Source organism: Pandoraea sp. SD6-2 (assembly GCF_000389825.1).
GTDB lineage: Bacteria > Pseudomonadota > Gammaproteobacteria > Burkholderiales > Burkholderiaceae > Pandoraea > Pandoraea communis.
This window is the reverse complement of the sequence record NZ_KB944454.1, coordinates 103,316-123,380: the sequence shown is the minus strand read 5'-3', so window position 1 is coordinate 123,380 and position 20,065 is coordinate 103,316. Positions and strand designations below refer to the sequence as shown.

The window sequence follows — 20,065 nt, the reverse complement described above, 5'->3', positions numbered from 1 at the left end:
CATGTCCGACGAATTCTCCCCATTGACCGCGCTTTCCCCGCTCGACGGCCGTTATGCCAGCAAGACCGACGCCCTGCGTCCGTGGCTGTCCGAAGCGGCGTTCATGCGTCACCGCGTGACGGTCGAAATCCATTGGCTGATCGCCCTGTCCAAGGCCGGTTTCGCCGAGATCGCCCCGTTCTCGGCCGGTGCGGAGACGTTCCTGCTGAATCTGGTCACGAACTTCTCGAACGCCGACGCGCAGCGCATCAAGGACATCGAGAAAGTCACCAATCACGACGTGAAAGCGGTCGAGTACTGGCTCAAGGAGAAGGTGCAGGGGCAGGCAGAACTTGAAAAGGCCAGCGAATTCATCCATTTCGCCTGCACGTCGGAAGACATCAACAACACTTCGCACGGCCTGATGATCAAGGGCGCACGCGACACGGTGATCGTGCCTGCGCTCGAATCGCTGGTCACGAAGCTCGGCGAACTGGCACGCGAACACGCGTCGCAGCCGATGCTCTCGCGCACGCATGGTCAGCCTGCATCGCCGACCACGCTCGGCAAGGAACTGGCCAACGTGGCCGTGCGTCTGGCGCGTGCGCTGGAGCGCGTTCGCCGTGTAGAACTGCTCGCCAAGATGAACGGTGCGGTCGGTAACTACAACGCACACCTTTCGGCTTACCCGGAATATGACTGGGAGGCGTTCTCGAAGGCAGTCATCGAGCAACGTCTGGGTCTGACGTTCAACCCGTACACGATCCAGATCGAACCGCACGACTACATGGCCGAGCTGTTCGACGCCGTGGCGCGTGCCAACACCATCCTGCTCGATCTGAACCGCGACATCTGGGGTTACATCTCGGTCGGCTACTTCAAGCAGAAGACGAAGGCCGGCGAGATCGGTTCGTCGACCATGCCGCACAAGGTGAACCCGATCGACTTCGAGAATTCGGAAGGTAACCTCGGGCTGGCCAACGCGGTGCTGCGCCATCTGGCCGACAAGCTGCCGGTCTCGCGCTGGCAGCGTGACCTGACGGACTCGACCGTGCTGCGTAACATCGGCGTGGCGTTCGGTTACAGCCTGCTCGCCTACGACTCGTGCCTGCGCGGTCTGGGCAAGCTCGAAGTCAACCCGCAGCGTCTGGACGAAGACCTCGACAACACGTGGGAAGTGCTGGCCGAGCCGGTGCAGACCGTGATGCGCCGCTTCGGTATCCCCAACCCGTACGAGCAACTCAAGGAACTCACGCGCGGCAAGGGCATCACGCGTGAAGCGCTGCAAGCTTTCATCGAGAAGCTGGATATTCCGGCAGACGCGAAGGTCCGCCTGCTGGAAATGACGCCGGCGAACTACATCGGTATCGCCGAGTCGCTCGCGAAGCGCGTTTAAGTCTTCTGCGCTTGACCGAAACGGGCCGCATTGCGGCCCGTTTTGCATGGTGCGTTGCACACCCCTTACGCGATACCGAAGTGAAAAACGACACGGGAAAGCGGCTATCCGGCAGCGAGGATTCAGGTGGCTGGCTGTCATACATGCTGCCGGGTTGCTGTGTATCATAGCTGCATAACCCATAAGGAGAACCCCGCAGATGAAGTTCACTTTTGCAGTTGCAGCACTCGCCGCCGCCGTTGTTCCGGCCCTCGCCCAAGCCCAGTTCGCCAAGCCCGACGACGCCGTGGAGTATCGTCAGTCGTCGCTCTTCCTGCTCGGCAATCACTTCGGCCGCATCGGTGCCGTCGTCAAGGGCGACGTGCCGTTCAACAAGGACGACGTGGCAAAGAACGCCGAACTCGTCGCCAGCCTGTCGAAGCTGCCGTGGCCGGCGTTCGAAGGCGGCCAGACCACCGCGAAGAGCAAGGCGAAGCCGGAAGTCTTCTCCGACAAGGTGAAGTTCCAGCAAGCCGCCGAGAAGATGGAGACGGCCGTCGCAAAGCTCAATACCGTGGCCAAGGGCGGCGACCTCGCGTCGATCAAGACGGCATTCGGCGAAGCTGCGCAGACTTGCAAGAGCTGCCACGACGGCTTCCGCGCGAAGTAAGCGTCGTCCGCTTCCCGATAAAAAAGCCGGTCGTGTTCAGCGACCGGCTTTTTTTGCCCCTGACACGTCCTGAAACAGTCCGGCACTTTTTCGAAGCATCGTCCCGTCCGGGGGTAAGGAACGGGAGTGTTATCCGAAAGGCGACGGGTCAGAACAGCCCGGGCAGTACTCGGTAGCGGACCTTCGAGCGGTACTCGGCATAAGCCGGATCGGAGGCCAGGAAACGTTCCTCCTGGATAATGCGCGTGACCTGTAGCGTGAACAGTCCTCCGTACACCATGACGTTCCACGCGCCGAAGTTGGTCAGCAGGAACCCCATGTCCGCAATCACGTACCCAAGATAGATCGGATGGCGAACCCATCGATAGGCACCACTGGAAACGATGCCGCGATTGGCCGGAACGATGCCGAACGAGCGCCTTAACGATGCCTTGGCGTACAACTGCCACAGTATTCCCGCGCCGCACAGGAACGCACCGGTGTTCTCCGGAATCAGTCGTATGCCGGGATCGAGCCGCACGGCGAGGAAGTAGAACGTGCCGCACACGGATACGATGACCGGCACCAGCCGCCAATCGCGTTTGGCCGGTACGCGTGTGAAGAGTGCCAGTCCGACAGTGAGCGACGATGTGGCGACCAGAAGCAGCAAGGTGATGCGCTCCGGCGCCGCGCTCCACTGAAGCCACGCGACGAAAGCAAACGCACCCAGCACGAGGCTGCCCATCAAGCGCACGGAGACTTCCACGGCCATCTCTCGCAGACAGCGGCGATTGGGTAACGAAGGGACCGCCAAGGGCGGAATCATCGGCGCGACGGCATAAGGGTTGGCGCGCCAGCCTTCGATCGACGATACGTCAAACTCTTTTTCGCTATGCATGATCACGGTCCTTATGAGGCTAGAGCGCGCCCGACAACGTTGGCAGCAGTACACGGTAAATCTGGATAAATGCCGGTCCGAGCAGCACTAGCAACAGCGTCGGGAAGATGAAGAACACCAGCGGAAACAACAGCTTGAGCGCGATCTTGGCCGCGCGCTCCTCGGCCCGCATGCGCCGCTTGGTCCGCAGCATCTCGGACAGCACCCGCAACGACGCGCCAACGCTGGTGCCAAAACGCTCCGCCTGGATCAACATCGAGACAAAGGTGTCGATGTCCTCGACGCCGGTGCGCAGGCTCAGGTTGCGCAGCGCCTGCTCCTTGGAGAAGCCTGAACGAAACTCCAGCAGAAGCAGTTCGAACTCGTCGGACAATACGGGGCTGCGTACGTGGATATCGCCAGTCACACGCATGAGCGCGGCATCGAGGCTCAGGCCCGCTTCGACACACACGGTCATGAGGTCGAGCGCGTCGGGAAAGTCCTCGAAGATCACACCCTGGCGCCACGCGATGCGGCGCGACAGGACCATGTTCGGCAGGTAGTAGCCGACGGCGCCGAGCACCAGCAGCAGCCCCATCAGCAAGTCGCGATGCGTGGCTGCGTAATGCGGACTCGCGACCTCGAAGCCGATGAACGGCAGGGCCAGCGCCAATAATGTCTTGGCCGAGAAATACAACGCCGGGGCGGAGGCGTCGCGCCAGCCGGCGTTGATGAACCGGGTGCGCAGCGTCGATGACTCTCTGCCCTCTTTGGGCAGGGACAGTTTAGAAACGGGCTTCGACCACTTCGCGAGACGCTCGACCCAGGGGCTGTCACCCGCATCGACGGGAGCGCTCGACGAACCGCGGCCCCCGCTTCCCGCAAAACCCTCGATGCTCTCGACGCGCCCGCGCGTGCGCCCCGGCGCGAGCAGCAGCACGAGTCCGAGCACGACACTGAACGTCATCAGGAATACCCCTGCCAGCAACGCGATATGTCCTTCGTTCCAATGCAACATGGCACACTCCCCGAATGGTCTATCTGGTTCAATCGCCCGCGCGCGGGCTCACACGTGGATGCGCACGATCCGGCGCATCCAGAGCATCCCAAGTGCCATCAATCCCAGCGCCGTCACGCTGATCTTGATGCCGGCCGGGTCTTTCCACAGCACCTCGAGGAAGGTCGGGTTGACGATCATCAGTAGCCCCGCCGCACCAAACGGCAGGACCTCGAGGATGATCGCCGAGAGCCGGCCCTCGGCCGAAAGCACTCTCACCTTCTGGAGCAGCTTGAGCCGTTCGCGCGTGAGCTCGGCAATATTCGTCATGATTTCGGCGAGATTGCCGCCGCTCTCGCGCTGGATCATCACGGCGGTGATGAAATAACGCAGGTCGTCGATCGGCACACGCGTGGCGAGGTTGCGCAAGGCGTCGTTGATGCCCACACCGTAGTTGATCTCGTCGAACATGATGCGGAACTCCCCGCCGATGGGCTCGGCCATTTCGTTGCCGATCATTTCGATGGCCGCGGGGAAAGCATGGCCGGCACGCAAGGCGCGCGCGATGGTGTCGGCCGTCTCCGGCAACTGCCGCTCAAGTCGTTCGAGCCGCTTGCCGCGCCGGCGACTGACGTATAGCGCTGGCAAGCTCGCGCCGATGAGTCCCGCCGGCACGGCCAGGCGCCAGGTCAGCGGCAGCAGCAGGACGAGCATGGCGAGCCCCAGTCCATGCACCAGCATCCACATGAGCAGGTGTGCCACGGACCACGACAGGCCCGATTGCTGGATGAGCAGGTCGAGCGCGTGCACGCGAGGCATGCGCAGGAGCATGCGCTCGACGCCCGGCGAGCCGCTGAGCAGGCGCGACTTGAGGATCGAGATGTGCTCGCGGTCGACGTTGCCGCCCGCCGACAGGGCACGAATGCGTGCCTTGACGCGCTTGGCCGCAGCGCTGTGCTGGCTGCTCCACCAGTAGTAGATGCCCTCGACGGCAAGCACCACCGCCAGGAACAACAGTACGGCAAAGATGTAGAAAGGCGTATTACCCATGGCTATTTCCCCCGAATATTCCCCGTAACTGCCGGAATCCGCTGCGCTCGCCGAGCCTGCGTCGTCATACCTCGTAGCGGCGCGACGGATCGTAGATGGCATCGGGCAAGGCCATACCGTAGGTCTGCAGCCGTTCGGCAAACCTGGGCCGCACGCCGCTCGCGCAGAAGTAGCCGCGTACCGTCCCGTCGCGCTCCACGCCGGTGCGCTTGAAGGTGAAGAGCTCCTGCATTGTGATGATCTCGCCCTCCATGCCGGTGATCTCCTGAAGGCTCGTCAGGCGCCGCCGCCCATCGGTCAGGCGCGCGGTCTGCACGATCACGGTGATCGCTGAGGCAATCTGTTGGCGCATCGCGCGCGACGGCAGCGGTACGCCCGACATGCTCACCATGTTTTCAAGCCGCGTGAGCGCGTCGCGCGGGGAGTTGGCGTGGACCGTGGCGAGCGACCCCTCGTGGCCGGTGTTCATGGCGTTGAGCATGTCGAGCGCCTCGGCGCCGCGCACTTCGCCAAGGATGATGCGGTCCGGGCGCATACGCAGGGCGTTGCGTACGAGGGTGCGTTGGGTGATCTCGCCCTTGCCTTCGATGTTGGGCGGGCGCGTCTCGAGCCGCAGCACGTGTTGCTGGTCGAGCTGCAGTTCGGCGGCGTCCTCGATGGTGACGACGCGCTCGGTATCCGGAATCGAGGCCGACAGGATGTTGAGCAGTGTGGTCTTGCCGCTACCGGTGCCGCCCGAAACAAGGATGTTGACCTTGGCCGCGACGAGCGCGGTCAGTACCTGCGCCATCGGCTCGATCAGGGTGCCCAGGCGCAGGATATCGGCCATCTGCAGCGGCGTGGAGCCGAAGCGGCGGATCGACAGGAGCGGGCCGTCGATCGCCGAGGGCGGGATGATGGCGTTCACGCGCGAGCCGTCGGGCAGGCGCGCGTCGACCATGGGGCTCGATTCGTCGATGCGGCGGCCCACGCGCGAGACGATCTTCTCGATGATCTTCATCAGATGCGCGTCGTCGTAGAACGTGATGTCGGTTGCCTCGAGGCGGCCGGAGCGCTCGACGAAGGTGCGCCGATGGGTGTTGACGAGGATATCGGAGATGGTCGCATCGCGCAGTAGCGGTTCGAGCGGCCCCAGGCCGAACATCTCGTCGTAGATGTCACTGCCGAGCTGGCGCCGTTCGGCTTCGTTGACGAGCACGTTCTGCTCACCCACGACACGGTCGATGAGCAGCGCGAGTTCGGTCTTGACCTGGAGTTCGGTCAGACGCGCTAGTTTCTCGAGTTCGACGCGCTCGAGCACCATCTCGTGCATGCGGCGCTTGAGCTCGGCGTAGTGCGGGCCGACGCCCGGGCTCAGGTTGCTCGCGCGTGCCGTCGTCCGCTCAGGCGCGGCGACGGCGGGCGACAACAGCAGGGATTGTGTGGTGGCTGACATGAGGGGCTCCCGGGTGAGGCTGAATTCGATGCGTTAATCGGGTGATTCGATCTGTCTATCAATCCGTTGGGCGGTTTTTTGACTGGTCGGTCCGCTAATGCGACTCAAATCAACGTCGGCGGCGTCGCACGTTCAGTCGTGTGGGTCTTGCTCCACAACCGCCCGAACAGCGATTCGCCGCCGGGCGGGGGCGTGCGTGGCGTGTCGGCGTGTGCGGCATGGCGCACGACGAGCGCTGTAAGCGCCCGGGCGATCGCGCTGCGTCTGGCCACCCGCGCGACGGGCACGCCCTGGCTCATGGCGGTCGCCACGGCCGCGCTGTCTTCAGGCAGAACCGCCAGTGCTGGCATGCCAAGCGCACGCTCGAGTTCCTTGTGCGTCACGCTGTCGTGCCGGTTCGACCGGTTGACGAGGTAGCCGACCTTGTCCATCGGTACGCCGAGCCGGCGCAGCAGATCGAACAGGCGGCAGGCGGCGCGCAGGAACGGCATGCTCGCGCGCAGCACCACGTACACGCGCTCACTGCGTTGCAAAGCCCAGGTCACGCTTACGTTGACGGTGCGGCCCGCGTCGAACACGACGAGGTCGTAGCGTTGCGCAGCGGCAGCAAGAATGCGCTTGAGGCTCTCCTCGGTCACGTCGAGACTGGCCATGGGGTCGCCCGCGCCGGCCAGGGCGTCGAAGCCGTCTTCGACGCGGGTGACGCAGCTATCGAGGAACGAGGCATCAATGCGCTCGGCTTGCGCGCAGACTTGGGGCAGCGTGGCCGGCGGTGCCTTGTCGGTGACGAGGAACGCGGCGTCGCCGAAATCGGGATCGAGGTCGATGAGCAGTACGCGCTCGCCGGTTTGTGCGGCGTGCTCGCGCGCGAAGTTGGCGGCGAGAAAACTCGTGCCGGCCCCGCCCTTGCACGACATGAACGCGATCGACGGCAGCGGGCGGGGGGCATCCTGCCCATGCTGCGACTGCACGCGGGCAAGCGCATCGTCAAGGCCGTGCTGCTCGAGCGGCCAGGGCAGCACGTCGCGCGCGCCAGCGCGCATCGCGGCGATGAGCAGTGCCGGCGTGGCCTCGTGCATCACCAGGATGCATACGAGCTTCGGCCATTGCTGGCACATGACCTGTACATCGCACAGTTCGCCTTGCTGGGTGCCCGGCAGGTCGACCACGGCGGCGTCGAAGTCTTCCAGCCGAACGTCGGCGTTGAGCAGTTGCGCAGGTGTCGCGGCCAGCGTTGCGACATCGTATTCGGGATGATCGCGCACGAGCCTGGCGAGCAATGCGAGGCGCTCGGGGGCATGTGATGCAAGCAGGACTTTCAACATGATGGCCTCTGGGTTCGTTATCGATTGGGTTGTGGATATGGCCGCTTAGCTGCAAACGTTGTTGCCCGTCGCGCTGGAGAGGCTCTCGCGCGGCAGCGTCGTGGCAAACGCCGGCAGCGGCAGGCTCAGGGGCACGAAGGGAATGAAGGTCTTGAAGGTCAGTCCCGTGTAGCTCACGGTCACCAGCGTGCAGGACGTGGCGTCGCAGCCGGCCGGCACGTAGCTGATCTGGATGTTCGCGTCGGCGAGCTGCGGCATGAGGCTCGTCATGCGGTTCTTGACCGCCGCGGCATTCACGTCGCACACGACCGCCACGCGTGCACCGAGGCGTGCCGCCTCGACGGCCGTATTCCAATAGAACAAGATGCGCGCGAACTCCATGATGCCGATCAGCAGCGTGAAGAACAGCGCCGCCACCAGCGCGAACTCGACCATGGCCGCACCGCGCTGGCGACGGCGTCCGGCACAGGTGTAATGGAAATGGGCGGGTTTCATAGCACTTGCCTCATGACGGTCGCGATGTTGCCGAACACCAGACCTGTGACGTCCAGGATCGCCTGGATCGGCGTGTACTGGTAGTTGACGATCTTCACCGCGACGAGGTTGATGGTGCCGACCGAGCTGCCGGTGGCCCCGTTGTTGTCGGTGGTGTCGTATACCGTGTAGTTGCCATACACGAGGTCCTGGCAGTTGGCGTCCGTCGGGTTGCTGCGGTCGCAGATCACGACGTTGGCGGTACTCAGGTTCGGTGCCAGGACCGTGCCCGAACAATCCGTGGTGCCATACACTGTCAGGCACTTGGCGGCGCCGATCGGATAGGTCGGATCCGACGGCGAATACTCCGACAGGTAGCGCGCGGCATTGCGCGAGGCCTTGGTTAGCGTGTCGTATTCGTAGAGCGCATGCCCCATCTCGACCATGCCGCCGAACAGGATCAGGAGCACCGGCAGCAGCAGTCCGAACTCGACTGCCACGGCACCGGTCTGGTGGTGAAGGGGGCGGCGGGAGGTGCGGCGCGCTTGCGCGGGATGGGTCATGATGGTCTCCGGTCCTATTGCACGAGCACCGGCACGAGCGGCCCGACCGACGTCGACGGCCCCGGCGTACCCTGCGTCGCGCAGGGACTGTCCGGGTCGCTGGCCAGGCCGCGGTACTCGAAATGGACCGCGTTGATGTCGCCGCCCTGCTGCATCGGGTCGAGCATCAGCACGCAGGCCCACTTGGTGACAGGCGCCCCGGTGGACGATGCGACTTTGCTGCAGTCGACCATCGGCGCGATCGGCAAGCGGCGGTCGGCGCCGCTCCTGTAGACTGCGCCGGCCGCTGCAGTACCGCTGAGCTTCATGCCGGGGATGTTCTGGTACGGCGTGTAGCTCTTGCGCTGGTTGACGAAATCGCTGTAGGCGTTGGCGCCCGCCGCCCAGGTCGAACCCGTGTACGCGTAGCCCGTGAAATCGGTCACCGAGCTGCCGTCGCCGGGTGGCGTGCCGTTCTTGTAGATGCCGAAGCGCGTGTTGTACGCATCGTCGAGCGACGACTTGTTGCCGGGCGTGCCGATGTTGGTGCCGATGGCAGGCAGATTGCACTGGCCGCTGCCGGTCAATTGCCCGGCCAGGTTCGGTGTGCCGCTGTTGCCGGTGCCGTTCAGGTTGGCCCAGCCGAAGTCGCCCTGGTTGTAGGTGCCGGTGCGGCTGTCGCCCTTACCCTGCAGCCACTGGCCCTGGAGGTAACTGGCCGCCGGCGAGAACTTCGACGGGTCGCAGATGAACACGGGAATGGCGCAGGAGGTCTGCGCGGAGGTGGTGCTCGCCACCGCCCGCGCCGAGACCGAACTCGGGCCGATGTTGATGCCCGGCAAGACGTTGAGCACGCTGATGAGCCATGGCACGATGCCACTTATCGAGGTGGTGCACTGTACGTACTTGATCGTATTGATGTTGCCGGTCACGTTGTCCTTGGTCAGAAACGGGCCGCTCGACGAGGCGCTGTAGGTGACACTGCTGTTGACGTTCATGCTGACGTTGGCCGACTGGAACAGGGCGCGGTTGGCATAGCCCGCAGCGATGCCGGCGGCCTCGGAGACCGTCAGCGCCGTGGCGCCCGTGAGGTCGCGTGCGGCGGACAGTGCACAGGCGTCGGCACTGTTCTGCAGTTCGCTGCGCGCGACGTAGAGCTTGCCCAGGTCGAGTGCCAGACCGGCGAAGCCGATCAGCACCGCCAGCACAAGCGCCACCACGATGGTGATCGCGCCGTCTTCGCGCCGTGGTTTGGCGGCGCGCGAGCGTTGGGGATTCACAGAGTTACGCATTGCGGTTTGCCTCCTTGGGTCGGAGTCTGTCAATGCACTACTGATTCATGCCCGAGCCGCCGCTCGGCGCAAGCGGCGCACCGCCCTGACTGACACCGATCACGTACGGGTTGGAATTCGGCGCGGGCGAGCGCATCGCCTTGTCGTAGCTGTTCAGCGCCGAGACGGCCGCCTTGCCGTCGGTGCTCATGGGCCCGGCGTCGTCCGGCGGGCCGGGATGAATGATCTGTGCCTTCATGACCTTGTGCATGGCCTCGCCCATGTGGGCGTCCCAGATCGGCGACGAACTCATGCAGGCCGCCAGCGGCAGGCAGGCTGCGCACAGCGACGCAAGGGCACCGGCGCGGGACAGGATAGCGGTAAGCGTTTTCATGGCAGTTCCCCCGAAACACGAGAGTCAATGGAGATAGGGCGAGCCCGCATCGGCGAACGCGGGCAAGGACGGCGCTTGGGTGTGCGCTTCAGTACGCACCGCGCGAAGTGCTGCCGGTGCTGGCACCGATGCCGGTGCCGCCCCGGGTGCCGCTGCCGTCGCAGCAGGCGTACTTGGCGCAGCACCGGTCGATGACGTTGGCGCGTTGGCCGGGTTGGGCGTGCTCGACGGCGCCGACGACGAGGGACGCGCCGGTTGCGGGCCGGGTGCTGCGGCGGGCTGCGGTGCAGGTGCGTTGGGGGCCGACGGTGCAGACTTCTGGCCGCGGCCTTCCATGTTGCCCGTGGCGTAGATGTCGATGGCGCTGGGCGTGGTGAAGCTGTCGGTCGGCATCGGCAGCTCCGCGGCGGCCGTTTGCAGCGGCTTGACAAGGTGCGGGGTGATGATGAACACAAGCTCCGTCAGGTCGTTCTGGAACGACGTGCTGCGCATGAGTGTGCCGAGCACCGGCACTTCGCCCAGGCCCGGGAACGCCTTGAGCGCGCCGGAGATGTTGTTCTTGACCAGGCCGCCGATGGCAAAAGTCTCGCCGTCGCGCATCTGCACCGTGGTCGAGGCGCGCCGCGTGGTGATCAGCGGCAGGATGTTCACGCCGTTGATGTTGGTCGCCGTGAGCGTGACACCGGTGGGCGAGAGTTCCGAGACCTCGGGCGCGACGCGCAGATTGATGCGTCCGCCGTCGAGCACGGTTGGCAGGAACTTGAGCGCAACGCCGAACTCCTCCTGCTGCAGCGTGATGACCGTGGTCGAGCCATTGGATTGCGGCACCGGGATGAAGATCTTGCCGCCCGACAGGAAGCTCGCTTCCTGCCCCGAGAGCGTGACGAGGTTCGGCTCGGCGAGGATTTTCACGAGGTTGTCGGTCTTCTGCGCGTCGAGCGAGAGCTGCAGCGGCAGCCGGTTCGCCTTGGACGCCGTTAGCGCCGTGGCCGCGCCCGAGAGCAGGTTGCTGACCAGTGCGCCGGTCCATGTGCCGAAGCCGCCCTGCAGGTTCAGGGCCGAGCCGAGCTGGTTGATGAGTGTCTTGGACACTTCGGCGACCTTGACCTCGAGCATGACCTGCTGCGGGGTGTCGACCGACATCATGTTGAGCACCGTGCCGTCGGCGTTGCCGCGCTTGGCGTACGCTTTGGCGATCTCCACGGCTTGCTGCGCGGCTATCGCGCTCGATACCCGCCCGGCCAGAACGAGGTTGGCGCCCGCACTCGTCACGCGAATACCGTGCTCCTCGGGCATGAGTTGCGCAAGGGAGGTCTGCACGCCGCCGGCGTCGCCGTTGACCACCACGTTCACGATCTCGCAAGCGCCGCTGCGGCCCTGCACGATCATATTGGTGGTGCCCACCGACAGACCGAGCAGGTACATGGCGCGTGGCGAGACCATGGCGGCCTGCGCCACCGACGGATCGCCCAGCGTACGGTTGCGCACGGGCTCTTCAAGCTGCAGCACGGTGGACTTGCCGATCGGCACGACGACCGTGCGCTCGTTGCGCAACTCGCCCGTGCAGTTCGGTCCGCGCATGCTGCCCGGCGTGGACGCCGCAGCGGCGTTGGCTGGCGGCGCGGATGGCGTCATGCTGATGGTCATCTGCATCGGTGCGCTGCCCTTTGCGGCCGCAGCGCCCGTCTTGCCCGGCGCGCCATTGGCGACAGCACCGTATTCGACGGCGGTCTGCGCCCCGGCCGGCGCCGTCGCAGCCAGCATGCCGCAGGCGGCCACGGCCAGCGCGGCCCGCGTGAAGGCGTGAGTTCTACTCGATTGACGTGTCCTGTTCATGGCATTTCCCCGGCTGATCCTGTTCGTTCCGGCCGCGAGGCCTGGCTGCTGTGCAACCCCCTCGCGGCGTCTCATTGACGACTGGCTGTCGTGTCCTTGTTGTTGTTCACTTCGTGCGACGTGCTTAGAAGCACTCGACGCCGCCGTGCGCGCCGGTCAACACACCAACGCAATCCCCCTGGCGTGCCGCCACGTGCGGCGCGGGCTTGCGCACCACAACGCTCTTGACGGCCGGCTTGACCGGTTCCGGGGCCGCCGGCACGTTGAGCAGCGTGTTCTTGGTGGCGCCGAGCGTGGCGAACTGTGCGCCGTCGACCTGATTGCGCAGCACGAGCGAGAGCGTGCCCACACTGCGTGCGAGGTCCAGTTTCTCGGCCTGCTCGGGGGTGACCTCGAGCGTCACCGCGTTGACGACCTTCGGCTGAGTGTCGTCACGACTGACCTGTTGGGCCACGGCGAGCACGAGAATCTTCTCGAGCACGATCTTCGAGATGCTCTGCTCCGCGCTCTTCTTCTCGGCATCTGTTGTATTGACGATCACGTCGACGTAGTTGCCCGGCAGGGCAAAGCCCGCCACGCCGACGACGTCGTTCACGCGTACCGTGATCGCGCGCTTGCCTTCGCCGATGACGGCCGACAGCCCACCCTTGGTGCCTTGCGGCGCGAGCTTCGACTCGAGGATCGGCTCGCCGCGCTGCAGCCCCACGCGCGCCACGCGGCCCTGGAGGAGCTGCGCGTCGGCAAACGCGCCGGGAGGAATGCTGTCGGCCGGCCAGTTGACCACCTTCACGAACTCGGCGGTCAGCGGCTGGCCCAGGTTGACGTCGTTGGCGGCCACGGCCACGGTAGTCACCGAGGCCGAGGATTGACGCGAGAGCCATTGCGCGGCAAAGACCACCGACGCCAGCCCGGCCAACACGGCCACCAGCAGCATCGAGATTGCCTTCGGGTTTTTCATGATGTGCTCCTCAGTGACGATCGAATGGTTTTGCGTGGGCTGCGTCTTCGGTGCCCGTGCGCAGGGCCGGTTCCGGCGGAGTGCCGGCGTGGGCGGTGAGTCATGTCGAAATAGCGCCGCCACGCCTCGTCGAGCCGGTCGGCCGTGACGACTTTCGGATATTCCTTGTAGCGGCACTCGGCATCGACGAGCGCCAGCAGGTCGCGTGGATAGCACGCCATGAGCGGCGTGGCCGACCGGCCGTGCAGCGTGGACGCCAGGTAGGCGAAGGCACCCGCTTCGGCCGACATCCCGAAGCGATGGCATTCCGCGTCGAAGATGCGGCGGTATGCGGCAACGTCCACCGGGCCGACGAAGAGCTTGCAGCCCAGGCGGCGCAGGAACGCTTCGTCGCAGGCTTCCCAGGGATTGAGATTCGACGAGAACACGGTCCAGACGTCGAACGGCACGGTAAAGCGCCGTCCGGTATGCAGCGTGTAGACGTCGACGTTGCGATCGAGCGGCATGATCCAGCGGTTGGCCAGCGCCTGCGGCGATGCCAACTGGCGGCCGAAGTCGTCGATGATGTAGATGCCGCCGTTGGCCTTCAGGTGCGGCGGCGCCTGATAGAAACCGGCGGCCGCGTCGAAGGACACTTCGAGCATGTCGAGCGTGAGTTCGCCGCCGGAGACCACGACTGGGCGCTTGCACCACTGCCAGCGGCGGTCGCGCACGCTGGGGACCCCCGCCGCATCGATCCTGGCGCACACGGCGGCCAGTGTCTCGCCCTCGAGCGCCTCGTGGATCAGCGGGTCGAACACCTGGATGATCTCGCTGTCGACGCAGACCGCGAACGGCACTGGCACGAGCCCTTCGAGCAGCAGTCCGAGGCGCTCGGCCAGATAGGTCTTGCCGCTGCCTGCCGGGCCGAACAGCATGAGCGGACGCCCGGCGTTGAGCGACGAGGCGACCTCGTCGAGCAGGCGGGCGTCGAGTGTGGTGTCGCGAAAAATGTCCTTCACGAACGCGTGGTTGACATGTTGGTGCCGCACAGACACCGCGTGCACGGCCTGTATGTAATCTTCAAGCGTGACCGGGGCGGGCCCCGCGTAGCTGCAGCGCGCCATAGACTCGCGCGCACGGGCGGTGCCGGCGTCGGTCAGGCGCAGAGACACGTCGGCGTCGAGCGCGCCGCGATGCGTGATTTCCATCAGGCGCTCGCGCACCGCGAACGCTACGACCTCGTCGAGCACGCTAAGCGGCAGCTTGAGCACCGCCATCAGGTCGAGCATGCAGATCGAGCCGCGCTGAAGGCCCACTTTGCCGACCAGGTCGACGAGCAGCGCCAGCGGGATCCCGGTGTCGGCGACCGAGCGAATCGACTGCACGCCGGCACCATCACCCACGTGGCTGGCGCCGTGGTTCCACGGCGTGGTGGCCGCCACGCTTGCCGAGTCCGTTTGCATACTTGTCATGGTCCGTTCCCCGTGTGAGCGCAATGGTGTGAATGCGTATGAGAATGAGCGTCCGAAGTCAGGCCTGCGCGAACAGCACGCCGATCGTGCCGAGCGCGATGGCCACGCCGTACGGCAGGGCACCGATCGGGCTGCGGACGGCCGCAGTGTTGAGCGCTGTAGCACTCGACGCAGTGACCGATGAACTCGCCCCGTCGGCGCCGCCGGCATGCGGGACCTGCCATGCCTGACCGCGCAAGACGGCGCAGGCGCCCGCCAGCAGGTCGCGTGTCCGGCCCCGGTACATGGCAAGGGCCACGCTGCCGATGCCGCCAAGCACGAACGTCGCAAGCCCCGCGTCGAACGCCAGCGATGTGCCGAGCCAGGCGCCCGCGCCGGCCATTAGCTTGACGTCGCCGGCGGCCATGCCGCGCAGCAGATAGAACGGAAGCAGCATCGCGAATCCAGTCAGCCACCCGGCCAGCCAGGCCAGTGCCCCGGCCGCCAGGCCATGCGCGGCACACTGCGCGGGCAATGCCGCGAGCCAGCCGGCCAGCACCAGGCGGTTCGGGATGCGGCGCGCGCGCACGTCGCACACGGCCGCAGCGATGACCAGCGTTACGGCGCCGATGGCGATGTAGTTCGGTGCGGCGACTGTGCTTGCATTCATCGCTGTCTCTCCTTCGTGTCCGTTCATTTCGCGTGGCTACTGTCTAAAAAGGGCAGCGGCCCCTCGAATCTCTGCCGGGGCGACGCGACTGCGCTGCCCCAGGCATCGCCTGTCGACAGCGAACCGGCCGGGCCGGCCCGCCATCACCAGGTGAAGCCGACCGCACGCTCAGGCGTTGGCCGAAGTCAACGCCGACCCGATCTTGCTGAACGTGGCGTTCAACTGCGTGCCGACCGTGGTCACGGCGGTGATGATCACCACGGCGATCAGTGCCGCGATCAGGCCGTACTCGACTGCGGTGACACCGCTTTCGTCCCGAAAAAAACGCTTGCTGAAAGTCAGAATGGCTTGCATGACAGACTCCTTCATGAGATTGCAGGGGCTATCTGCCGCAGGAGGCGGCAGATTCGGGATGCGACGTGGCGGCGCCGTTGGCGTGCCGCGACGCAAAGATGGGCTGGCCGCAGCGTGCGCAGCGGCGTGAAGCGAAAGGGGATGGCACCGGGTCTCGCGGCGCGATGGCGCGCGGCACCGGCAATGCCATGGAGAGGTTGCGCTCGGAACGCATGTCTGGCTGCTACACAGCGTCGTGCGTGCCCAGCGTATCTGGTCTGCGAATGTCTTGGTGTCGACATTTCATTCCCCCGGTCGGCCTGCCGTGCTCCTGTCGGATGCAGCGGCTAAGCCGTGTGGCCGTTCGATCATGCGAAACCCTCGTTTCGCTCGGACGGATCAGATGCGCGTGACGCAGTGTTGTTCTCGACCCGTCCGCCCCGTGACTTGGCGGCACGCCCCGGATCGAGCAAGAGGCGGGCCAGCTTCACGTGAAAAGCCGTGGGCATGCGGGTTTGGACGTGCCAGCCATCCCCGCCGGCAACGGCAAATTCGGCCGGGTGCGGAAAAACGTTTCAAAAATGAAACATCAGGCCGCGCGCCAGGTAATTTCAATCGGTCCGCGTATCGCCGCAGGCATCCCGTAAATCGATTTGATTTAAAAATTAATTCTGGATGTCTGATTTAATCAGGGAAAAGCCGTACCTGAGATTTAAAGGATTACCCTTGATTGGCATGCGTGCCGCCGGGGGTTTTCGCTGACAGGGTCTGCGCTGAGATTGCCTTCGCTTCCTTCGCCCATCGCGCTGCATGGGTTCGCCGGAGCCACCGCCAGATAACGACTTCAGGTGTGCAAAGGACATTGATGGAGAGTCGCTGCCGCCTTGCCGAAATCTTCAGGGTCGCAATGACCAGCTACGGCATGCAAACGTAGAAAAGCGTTGCGTCGGCAAATGAAGTAATCCGTAACATTTCTGAAACTAAGGAAAATTCTGGGGTGGAAAATTCAATTGATTTCGGATAAACACCTAGTCAGTTGATTGAGGATAAACACCTAGTCGATTAATTTCGGATAAACACCTAGTTGTATTTTTAAAAAGGTGTGCCAACAATGCTCAGCATGAGGTGCCGCCACGCAACGCGTCTATGCCGTCGGTGCGCCAAGACCGCCCTGGGGAATCGCGCCCGATCGCGATGGAACATCGAGGCGGCAGCCATAACAGTGATTCGGGGACCGGGACATGAAGACGAGCGACACGGGCGACGTCGTGCACGCGCGCCAACCGTCGGGGAACGAGCCGCGTCGTCTGGCGACACTCGTGCTCAGCGTGGCCGCCAGCGTGGTGGTGTTTGGCCCCGAGACGATCACGGGCTTCCTGCACGGCGTACAGAGTGAGCAGGCTGCCGCGAGCACGGGGCAGGCCCATCGCTTTCGCATACCGTCCGTTTTCATCATGGCGCATGCGCCGCTGTGGCTCGCTTGGGCCCTGCTCTCGGCCGCGTCGCTGATGAGTCCCTATGTCCACGACTACGATGTGGCATGGTTCGGAATCCTGATCGCCTGGCTGTGCGCGCACGGCCAGGCGCATGGCAACGGTGGCGATGGTGGCGGTGACAACATGCACGCGGTGTCGCCATGAACTGGCTGCAGATCAACCTGACTACGGTGGCACTCGCCGCCCTGGCGCTCGGCTGGCTCGGCATGGGCGTCGAGCTGGCGAGCCTCGCCATGCCGGGACTCGCTTGCCTGGCGCTGGCGTGCCTTTGGGCCGTCTACACGTGGTGCCGGCCCGATGCACGCATCGGTGCCGCGGCAGGCCACGTCATCGGCCTCATCGTCTTCACGCACGCGGCCGCCGCGCTCGACTACGCCGTGGTCGCCACCGGTGCGCCGCTCGTCGATCAGGTGCTGACCACCCTGGACGGGCGTCTCGGCTTCGACTGGACGGCGTGGCACGCCACCGTGCGCGGCTCGCGCATGCTCTCGCTCGTGTTGCCGCTCGCCTATGACAGCGGCATGCCACAGATCGCGCTGGTGGTCCTGCTGCTGTCGTTCACCGGACGCTTCGCCGAGCTGCGCCAGTTCGCCAACGCAATGACCGGCGCGTGCCTGGCGACCATCGCCATCTCGGGACTCATCCCTGCGGCCGGCGCCTTCGTCCATTTCGGGGGCTCGCCGGGCGAGCTGGCCACGCTGTCGCATTTTGCGCCGCTACGTGCCCACACCCTGACCGTCGTCGATCTGTCGGCCTTGCAGGGCCTGATCTCGATGCCGTCGTTCCATGCCGTCATGGCTGTGCTGCTCGCCTACGCGGTGCGCCGTTGCCGGGCGGCGTTCGCTGTGCTTGCACCGCTCAACGCGCTGGTACTGCTCTCGACGCTCAGCGAAGGCGGCCACTACCTCGTCGACGTGCTCGCCGGCATCGCCCTGGCTATCGTTGCCATCAAACTCACGCGCCGGCATGGCGTCCCTTTGAAGACCCCCTCGCTGCCCACACCGGCGCTCACGTCCGAGCCCGTGCATGAGCGGGGGCTTGCAGCCACGCGCCAAGTTTCCGGGGAAACATCATGAGCAAACCCATCCACATCAAGCGCTTGTCTCTCGTGGTGCCGTGCTTCAACGAAAGCGAGTCGCTCGACGCGTTCTTCGGCACCGTCGTGCCGATTCTCGAGGCGGTGCCCGACACGCGCTTTGAGATCGTGTGCGTGAACGACGGCAGTACCGACGACACGCTCGGGCGCCTCATCGCGCACCGCCGCCGCGACGCGCGCATCCGGGTGCTCGACCTCACGCGCAATTTCGGCAAGGAAGCCGCGCTCACGGCCGGCATCGACGAGGCGCGCGGCGACGCGGTGATCCCCATGGACGTCGACCTGCAGGATCCGCCGCAGTTGATTCCGAGGATGGTCGAGCTATGGCGTGACGGCGCCGAAGTCGTGCTCGCGCAGCGCAGCAGCCGCGTCTGCGACTCGTGGGCCAAGCGCGTCACGGCGGGCCTTTATTATCGTGTGCACAATCGGCTCTCAGACGTGAAATTGCCGGAGAACGTGGGCGACTACCGCCTCATGGACCGGCGCGTGGTCGAGGCGCTCAAGCGTCTGCCCGAGCGGCACCGATTCATGAAGGGGTTGTTCGCCTGGGTCGGCTACCGCACCGCTGTGCTGCGCTACGAGCGGCAGCCGCGCTGCGCGGGGCAATCCAAGTTCTCCGGCTGGCGCCTGTGGAATTTCGCGCTCGAAGGCATCACGAGCTTCAGCTCGCTGCCGTTGCGCTGCTGGACCTACATCGGACTGTCAATCGCCTTCGTTGCCTTCTTCTATGGCTCGTTCATCGTCGGGCGCACGCTCGTGCTCGGCGTCGACGTGCCCGGCTACGCCTCGCTGCTGAGCGCGCTGCTCTTCCTGGGCGGCCTTCAGCTCATCGGCATCGGCGTGGTCGGCGAATATGTCGGACGCATCTACGATGAGGCGAAGGGTCGGCCCGTCTACCTCTTGCGGCGCCGGTACGAGGACAGTGGCAAGGTCAGTCAGTTGCCGCTCCAGTCGCTGCAACCCGGCACACGGCGCGCCGAGAAGCTCCACAGGGTGTTGAGCAAATAGGGACTGCATGCGTACTTGCTTAGGACTGGACAGCGACGTTTCTCGCCGGCGACGTACCTTCAAGCGGCCCCTTCAATACGACGGCAGCGCCGCCACGGCCGGTGTCAGGTGCACGATCCGGTACACCAGCGCCGAGGCCAGCACGATCAGCACCAGCGCCCCCGCGCGCACTCGCCAGTCGTCGCGCGCCGGGTGCACCGGTGCGGCGAGCCGCTTGTCGCCCACGAGCATCGGCTTGATCAGATCTTTCTTGCGCGCGATGCGATAGTAGAGAATCGCAAGCACATGCAGCGCCACCAGCGCCACCAGCACCCATTGGTTACGCAGGTGCCAGCCGGTGAGCATGTCGCTCGTGTCCTTGTCGATGAATTTGACGAGCGGGCCGTCGTTGAAGATGTCGTCGTTCGAGAACAGGCCGAGCACGACCTGAATGCCGAAGAACAGCAGCATGGCGATGACCGACAGGCCGCCCAGCGGTGTGTGGCCTGCGAAGCGCGCGTCGGTATCCGGCGCGCTGCGTAACGACCGGACGAACGCCTGCGGCCCGGTCATGAACGCGCTGAAGCGCGCATAGCGCGGCCCCGTGATGCCCCACACCAGCCGGAAGAGCAACAACGCGAGGACCGCGTAGCCGCACCAGAAGTGGTAGACCATCGCGTTTCCGCCGGTCTTGGCGGTGACGTAAGCGGCGACGGCGAGCACGACGAATGACCAGTGGAACAGACGTGTGGGCAGGTCCCAGATGCGGATCGGCTTCATTGATGTGACGTTTGGTAATTGACGAATTCCGCGAGATTACCGTAAGCCCGCTACGCCTGCACGTTCGGAGGTAAGCCGCGAGCCGAACCCAACGCGCACCCACAACGG

At 65.0% G+C, this 20,065-nt stretch carries 20 protein-coding genes; 5 read left to right on the top strand and 15 right to left on the bottom strand.

The window, feature by feature from the left end; genetic code table 11:
• The first annotated feature begins 1 nt into the window (after nt 1).
• Both purB and C266_RS16925 read left to right on the top strand, forming a co-directional pair.
• Nucleotides 2-1,375 (top strand): adenylosuccinate lyase, encoded by a 1,374-nt coding sequence (gene purB, locus C266_RS16930; RefSeq protein ID WP_036663406.1) that lies wholly within the window; start codon nt 2-4, stop codon nt 1,373-1,375.
• A gap of 199 nt (nt 1,376-1,574) precedes the next feature.
• Nucleotides 1,575-2,024, top strand: a complete 450-nt coding sequence (locus C266_RS16925; protein WP_010805705.1) for a cytochrome c — start codon at nt 1,575-1,577, stop codon at nt 2,022-2,024.
• Nucleotides 2,025-2,172: 148 nt separating this feature from the next.
• Here the strand turns inward: C266_RS16925 and C266_RS16920 are convergent, their stop codons facing one another.
• The 14 genes from C266_RS16920 to C266_RS16855 form a co-directional block, all read right to left on the bottom strand.
• Nucleotides 2,173-2,901, bottom strand: coding sequence for an isoprenylcysteine carboxylmethyltransferase family protein (locus C266_RS16920; protein WP_010805706.1), 729 nt, complete (start codon nt 2,899-2,901; stop codon nt 2,173-2,175).
• 19 nt (nt 2,902-2,920) lie between these two features.
• Entirely contained in the window at nt 2,921-3,898 is a 978-nt protein-coding gene (locus C266_RS16915; RefSeq protein ID WP_010805707.1) for a type II secretion system F family protein, read from the bottom strand.
• 48 nt (nt 3,899-3,946) lie between these two features.
• Nucleotides 3,947-4,927 (bottom strand): type II secretion system F family protein, encoded by a 981-nt coding sequence (locus C266_RS16910; RefSeq protein WP_010805708.1) that lies wholly within the window; start codon nt 4,925-4,927, stop codon nt 3,947-3,949.
• A 64-nt stretch (nt 4,928-4,991) separates the two neighbouring features.
• Nucleotides 4,992-6,362, bottom strand: coding sequence for a CpaF family protein (locus C266_RS16905; protein ID WP_010805709.1), 1,371 nt, complete (start codon nt 6,360-6,362; stop codon nt 4,992-4,994).
• A gap of 104 nt (nt 6,363-6,466) precedes the next feature.
• Nucleotides 6,467-7,687, bottom strand: coding sequence for an AAA family ATPase (locus C266_RS16900; protein WP_010805710.1), 1,221 nt, complete (start codon nt 7,685-7,687; stop codon nt 6,467-6,469).
• A 45-nt stretch (nt 7,688-7,732) separates the two neighbouring features.
• On the bottom strand, nt 7,733-8,182 hold the full coding sequence (locus tag C266_RS16895) for a TadE/TadG family type IV pilus assembly protein (protein WP_010805711.1): 450 nt from the start codon (nt 8,180-8,182) through the stop codon (nt 7,733-7,735).
• Nucleotides 8,179-8,724: a TadE/TadG family type IV pilus assembly protein gene (locus C266_RS16890; RefSeq protein ID WP_010805712.1), complete on the bottom strand. Its 546-nt coding sequence runs from the start codon at nt 8,722-8,724 to the stop codon at nt 8,179-8,181. The genes C266_RS16895 and C266_RS16890 overlap by 4 nt, the downstream gene beginning before the upstream one ends.
• Nucleotides 8,725-8,738: 14 nt before the next feature.
• On the bottom strand, nt 8,739-9,995 hold the full coding sequence (locus tag C266_RS16885; RefSeq protein ID WP_010805713.1) for a pilus assembly protein TadG-related protein: 1,257 nt from the start codon (nt 9,993-9,995) through the stop codon (nt 8,739-8,741).
• A 37-nt stretch (nt 9,996-10,032) separates the two neighbouring features.
• On the bottom strand, nt 10,033-10,368 hold the full coding sequence (locus C266_RS16880) for a hypothetical protein (protein WP_010805714.1): 336 nt from the start codon (nt 10,366-10,368) through the stop codon (nt 10,033-10,035).
• Between the two features lie 24 nt (nt 10,369-10,392).
• Nucleotides 10,393-12,204 (bottom strand): type II and III secretion system protein family protein, encoded by a 1,812-nt coding sequence (locus tag C266_RS16875; protein WP_010805715.1) that lies wholly within the window; start codon nt 12,202-12,204, stop codon nt 10,393-10,395.
• Between the two features lie 124 nt (nt 12,205-12,328).
• Nucleotides 12,329-13,162, bottom strand: a complete 834-nt coding sequence (cpaB, locus tag C266_RS16870; protein WP_010805716.1) for a Flp pilus assembly protein CpaB — start codon at nt 13,160-13,162, stop codon at nt 12,329-12,331.
• On the bottom strand, nt 13,159-14,586 hold the full coding sequence (locus C266_RS16865) for an ATP-binding protein (protein WP_144265855.1): 1,428 nt from the start codon (nt 14,584-14,586) through the stop codon (nt 13,159-13,161). Before C266_RS16865 ends, cpaB begins: the two co-directional genes overlap by 4 nt.
• Nucleotides 14,587-14,674: 88 nt before the next feature.
• Nucleotides 14,675-15,265 carry a prepilin peptidase gene (locus C266_RS16860; RefSeq protein ID WP_010805718.1) on the bottom strand — a complete coding sequence of 197 codons (591 nt, stop codon included), beginning with the start codon at nt 15,263-15,265 and terminating at the stop codon, nt 14,675-14,677.
• Nucleotides 15,266-15,433: 168 nt separating this feature from the next.
• Nucleotides 15,434-15,619 carry a Flp family type IVb pilin gene (locus C266_RS16855; RefSeq protein ID WP_010805719.1) on the bottom strand — a complete coding sequence of 62 codons (186 nt, stop codon included), beginning with the start codon at nt 15,617-15,619 and terminating at the stop codon, nt 15,434-15,436.
• A gap of 1,220 nt (nt 15,620-16,839) precedes the next feature.
• On the opposite strand from C266_RS16855, the gene C266_RS16850 reads away from it, so the two are divergent.
• The 3 genes from C266_RS16850 to C266_RS16840 are packed head-to-tail and all read left to right on the top strand — an operon-like array spanning nt 16,840 to nt 19,198.
• On the top strand, nt 16,840-17,238 hold the full coding sequence (locus C266_RS16850) for a hypothetical protein (RefSeq protein WP_010805720.1): 399 nt from the start codon (nt 16,840-16,842) through the stop codon (nt 17,236-17,238).
• Nucleotides 17,235-18,170, top strand: a complete 936-nt coding sequence (locus C266_RS16845; RefSeq protein ID WP_010805721.1) for a phosphatase PAP2 family protein — start codon at nt 17,235-17,237, stop codon at nt 18,168-18,170. Before C266_RS16850 ends, C266_RS16845 begins: the two co-directional genes overlap by 4 nt.
• A complete protein-coding gene (locus tag C266_RS16840) occupies nt 18,167-19,198 on the top strand; it encodes a glycosyltransferase family 2 protein (RefSeq protein WP_010805722.1) in 1,032 nt (343 codons plus the stop codon). The genes C266_RS16845 and C266_RS16840 overlap by 4 nt, the downstream gene beginning before the upstream one ends.
• A 72-nt stretch (nt 19,199-19,270) precedes the next feature.
• Here C266_RS16840 and C266_RS16835 read toward each other — a convergent pair whose 3' ends face one another.
• Nucleotides 19,271-19,957 carry a cytochrome b/b6 domain-containing protein gene (locus C266_RS16835; RefSeq protein ID WP_010805723.1) on the bottom strand — a complete coding sequence of 229 codons (687 nt, stop codon included), beginning with the start codon at nt 19,955-19,957 and terminating at the stop codon, nt 19,271-19,273.
• Nucleotides 19,958-20,065: the final 108 nt, after the last annotated feature.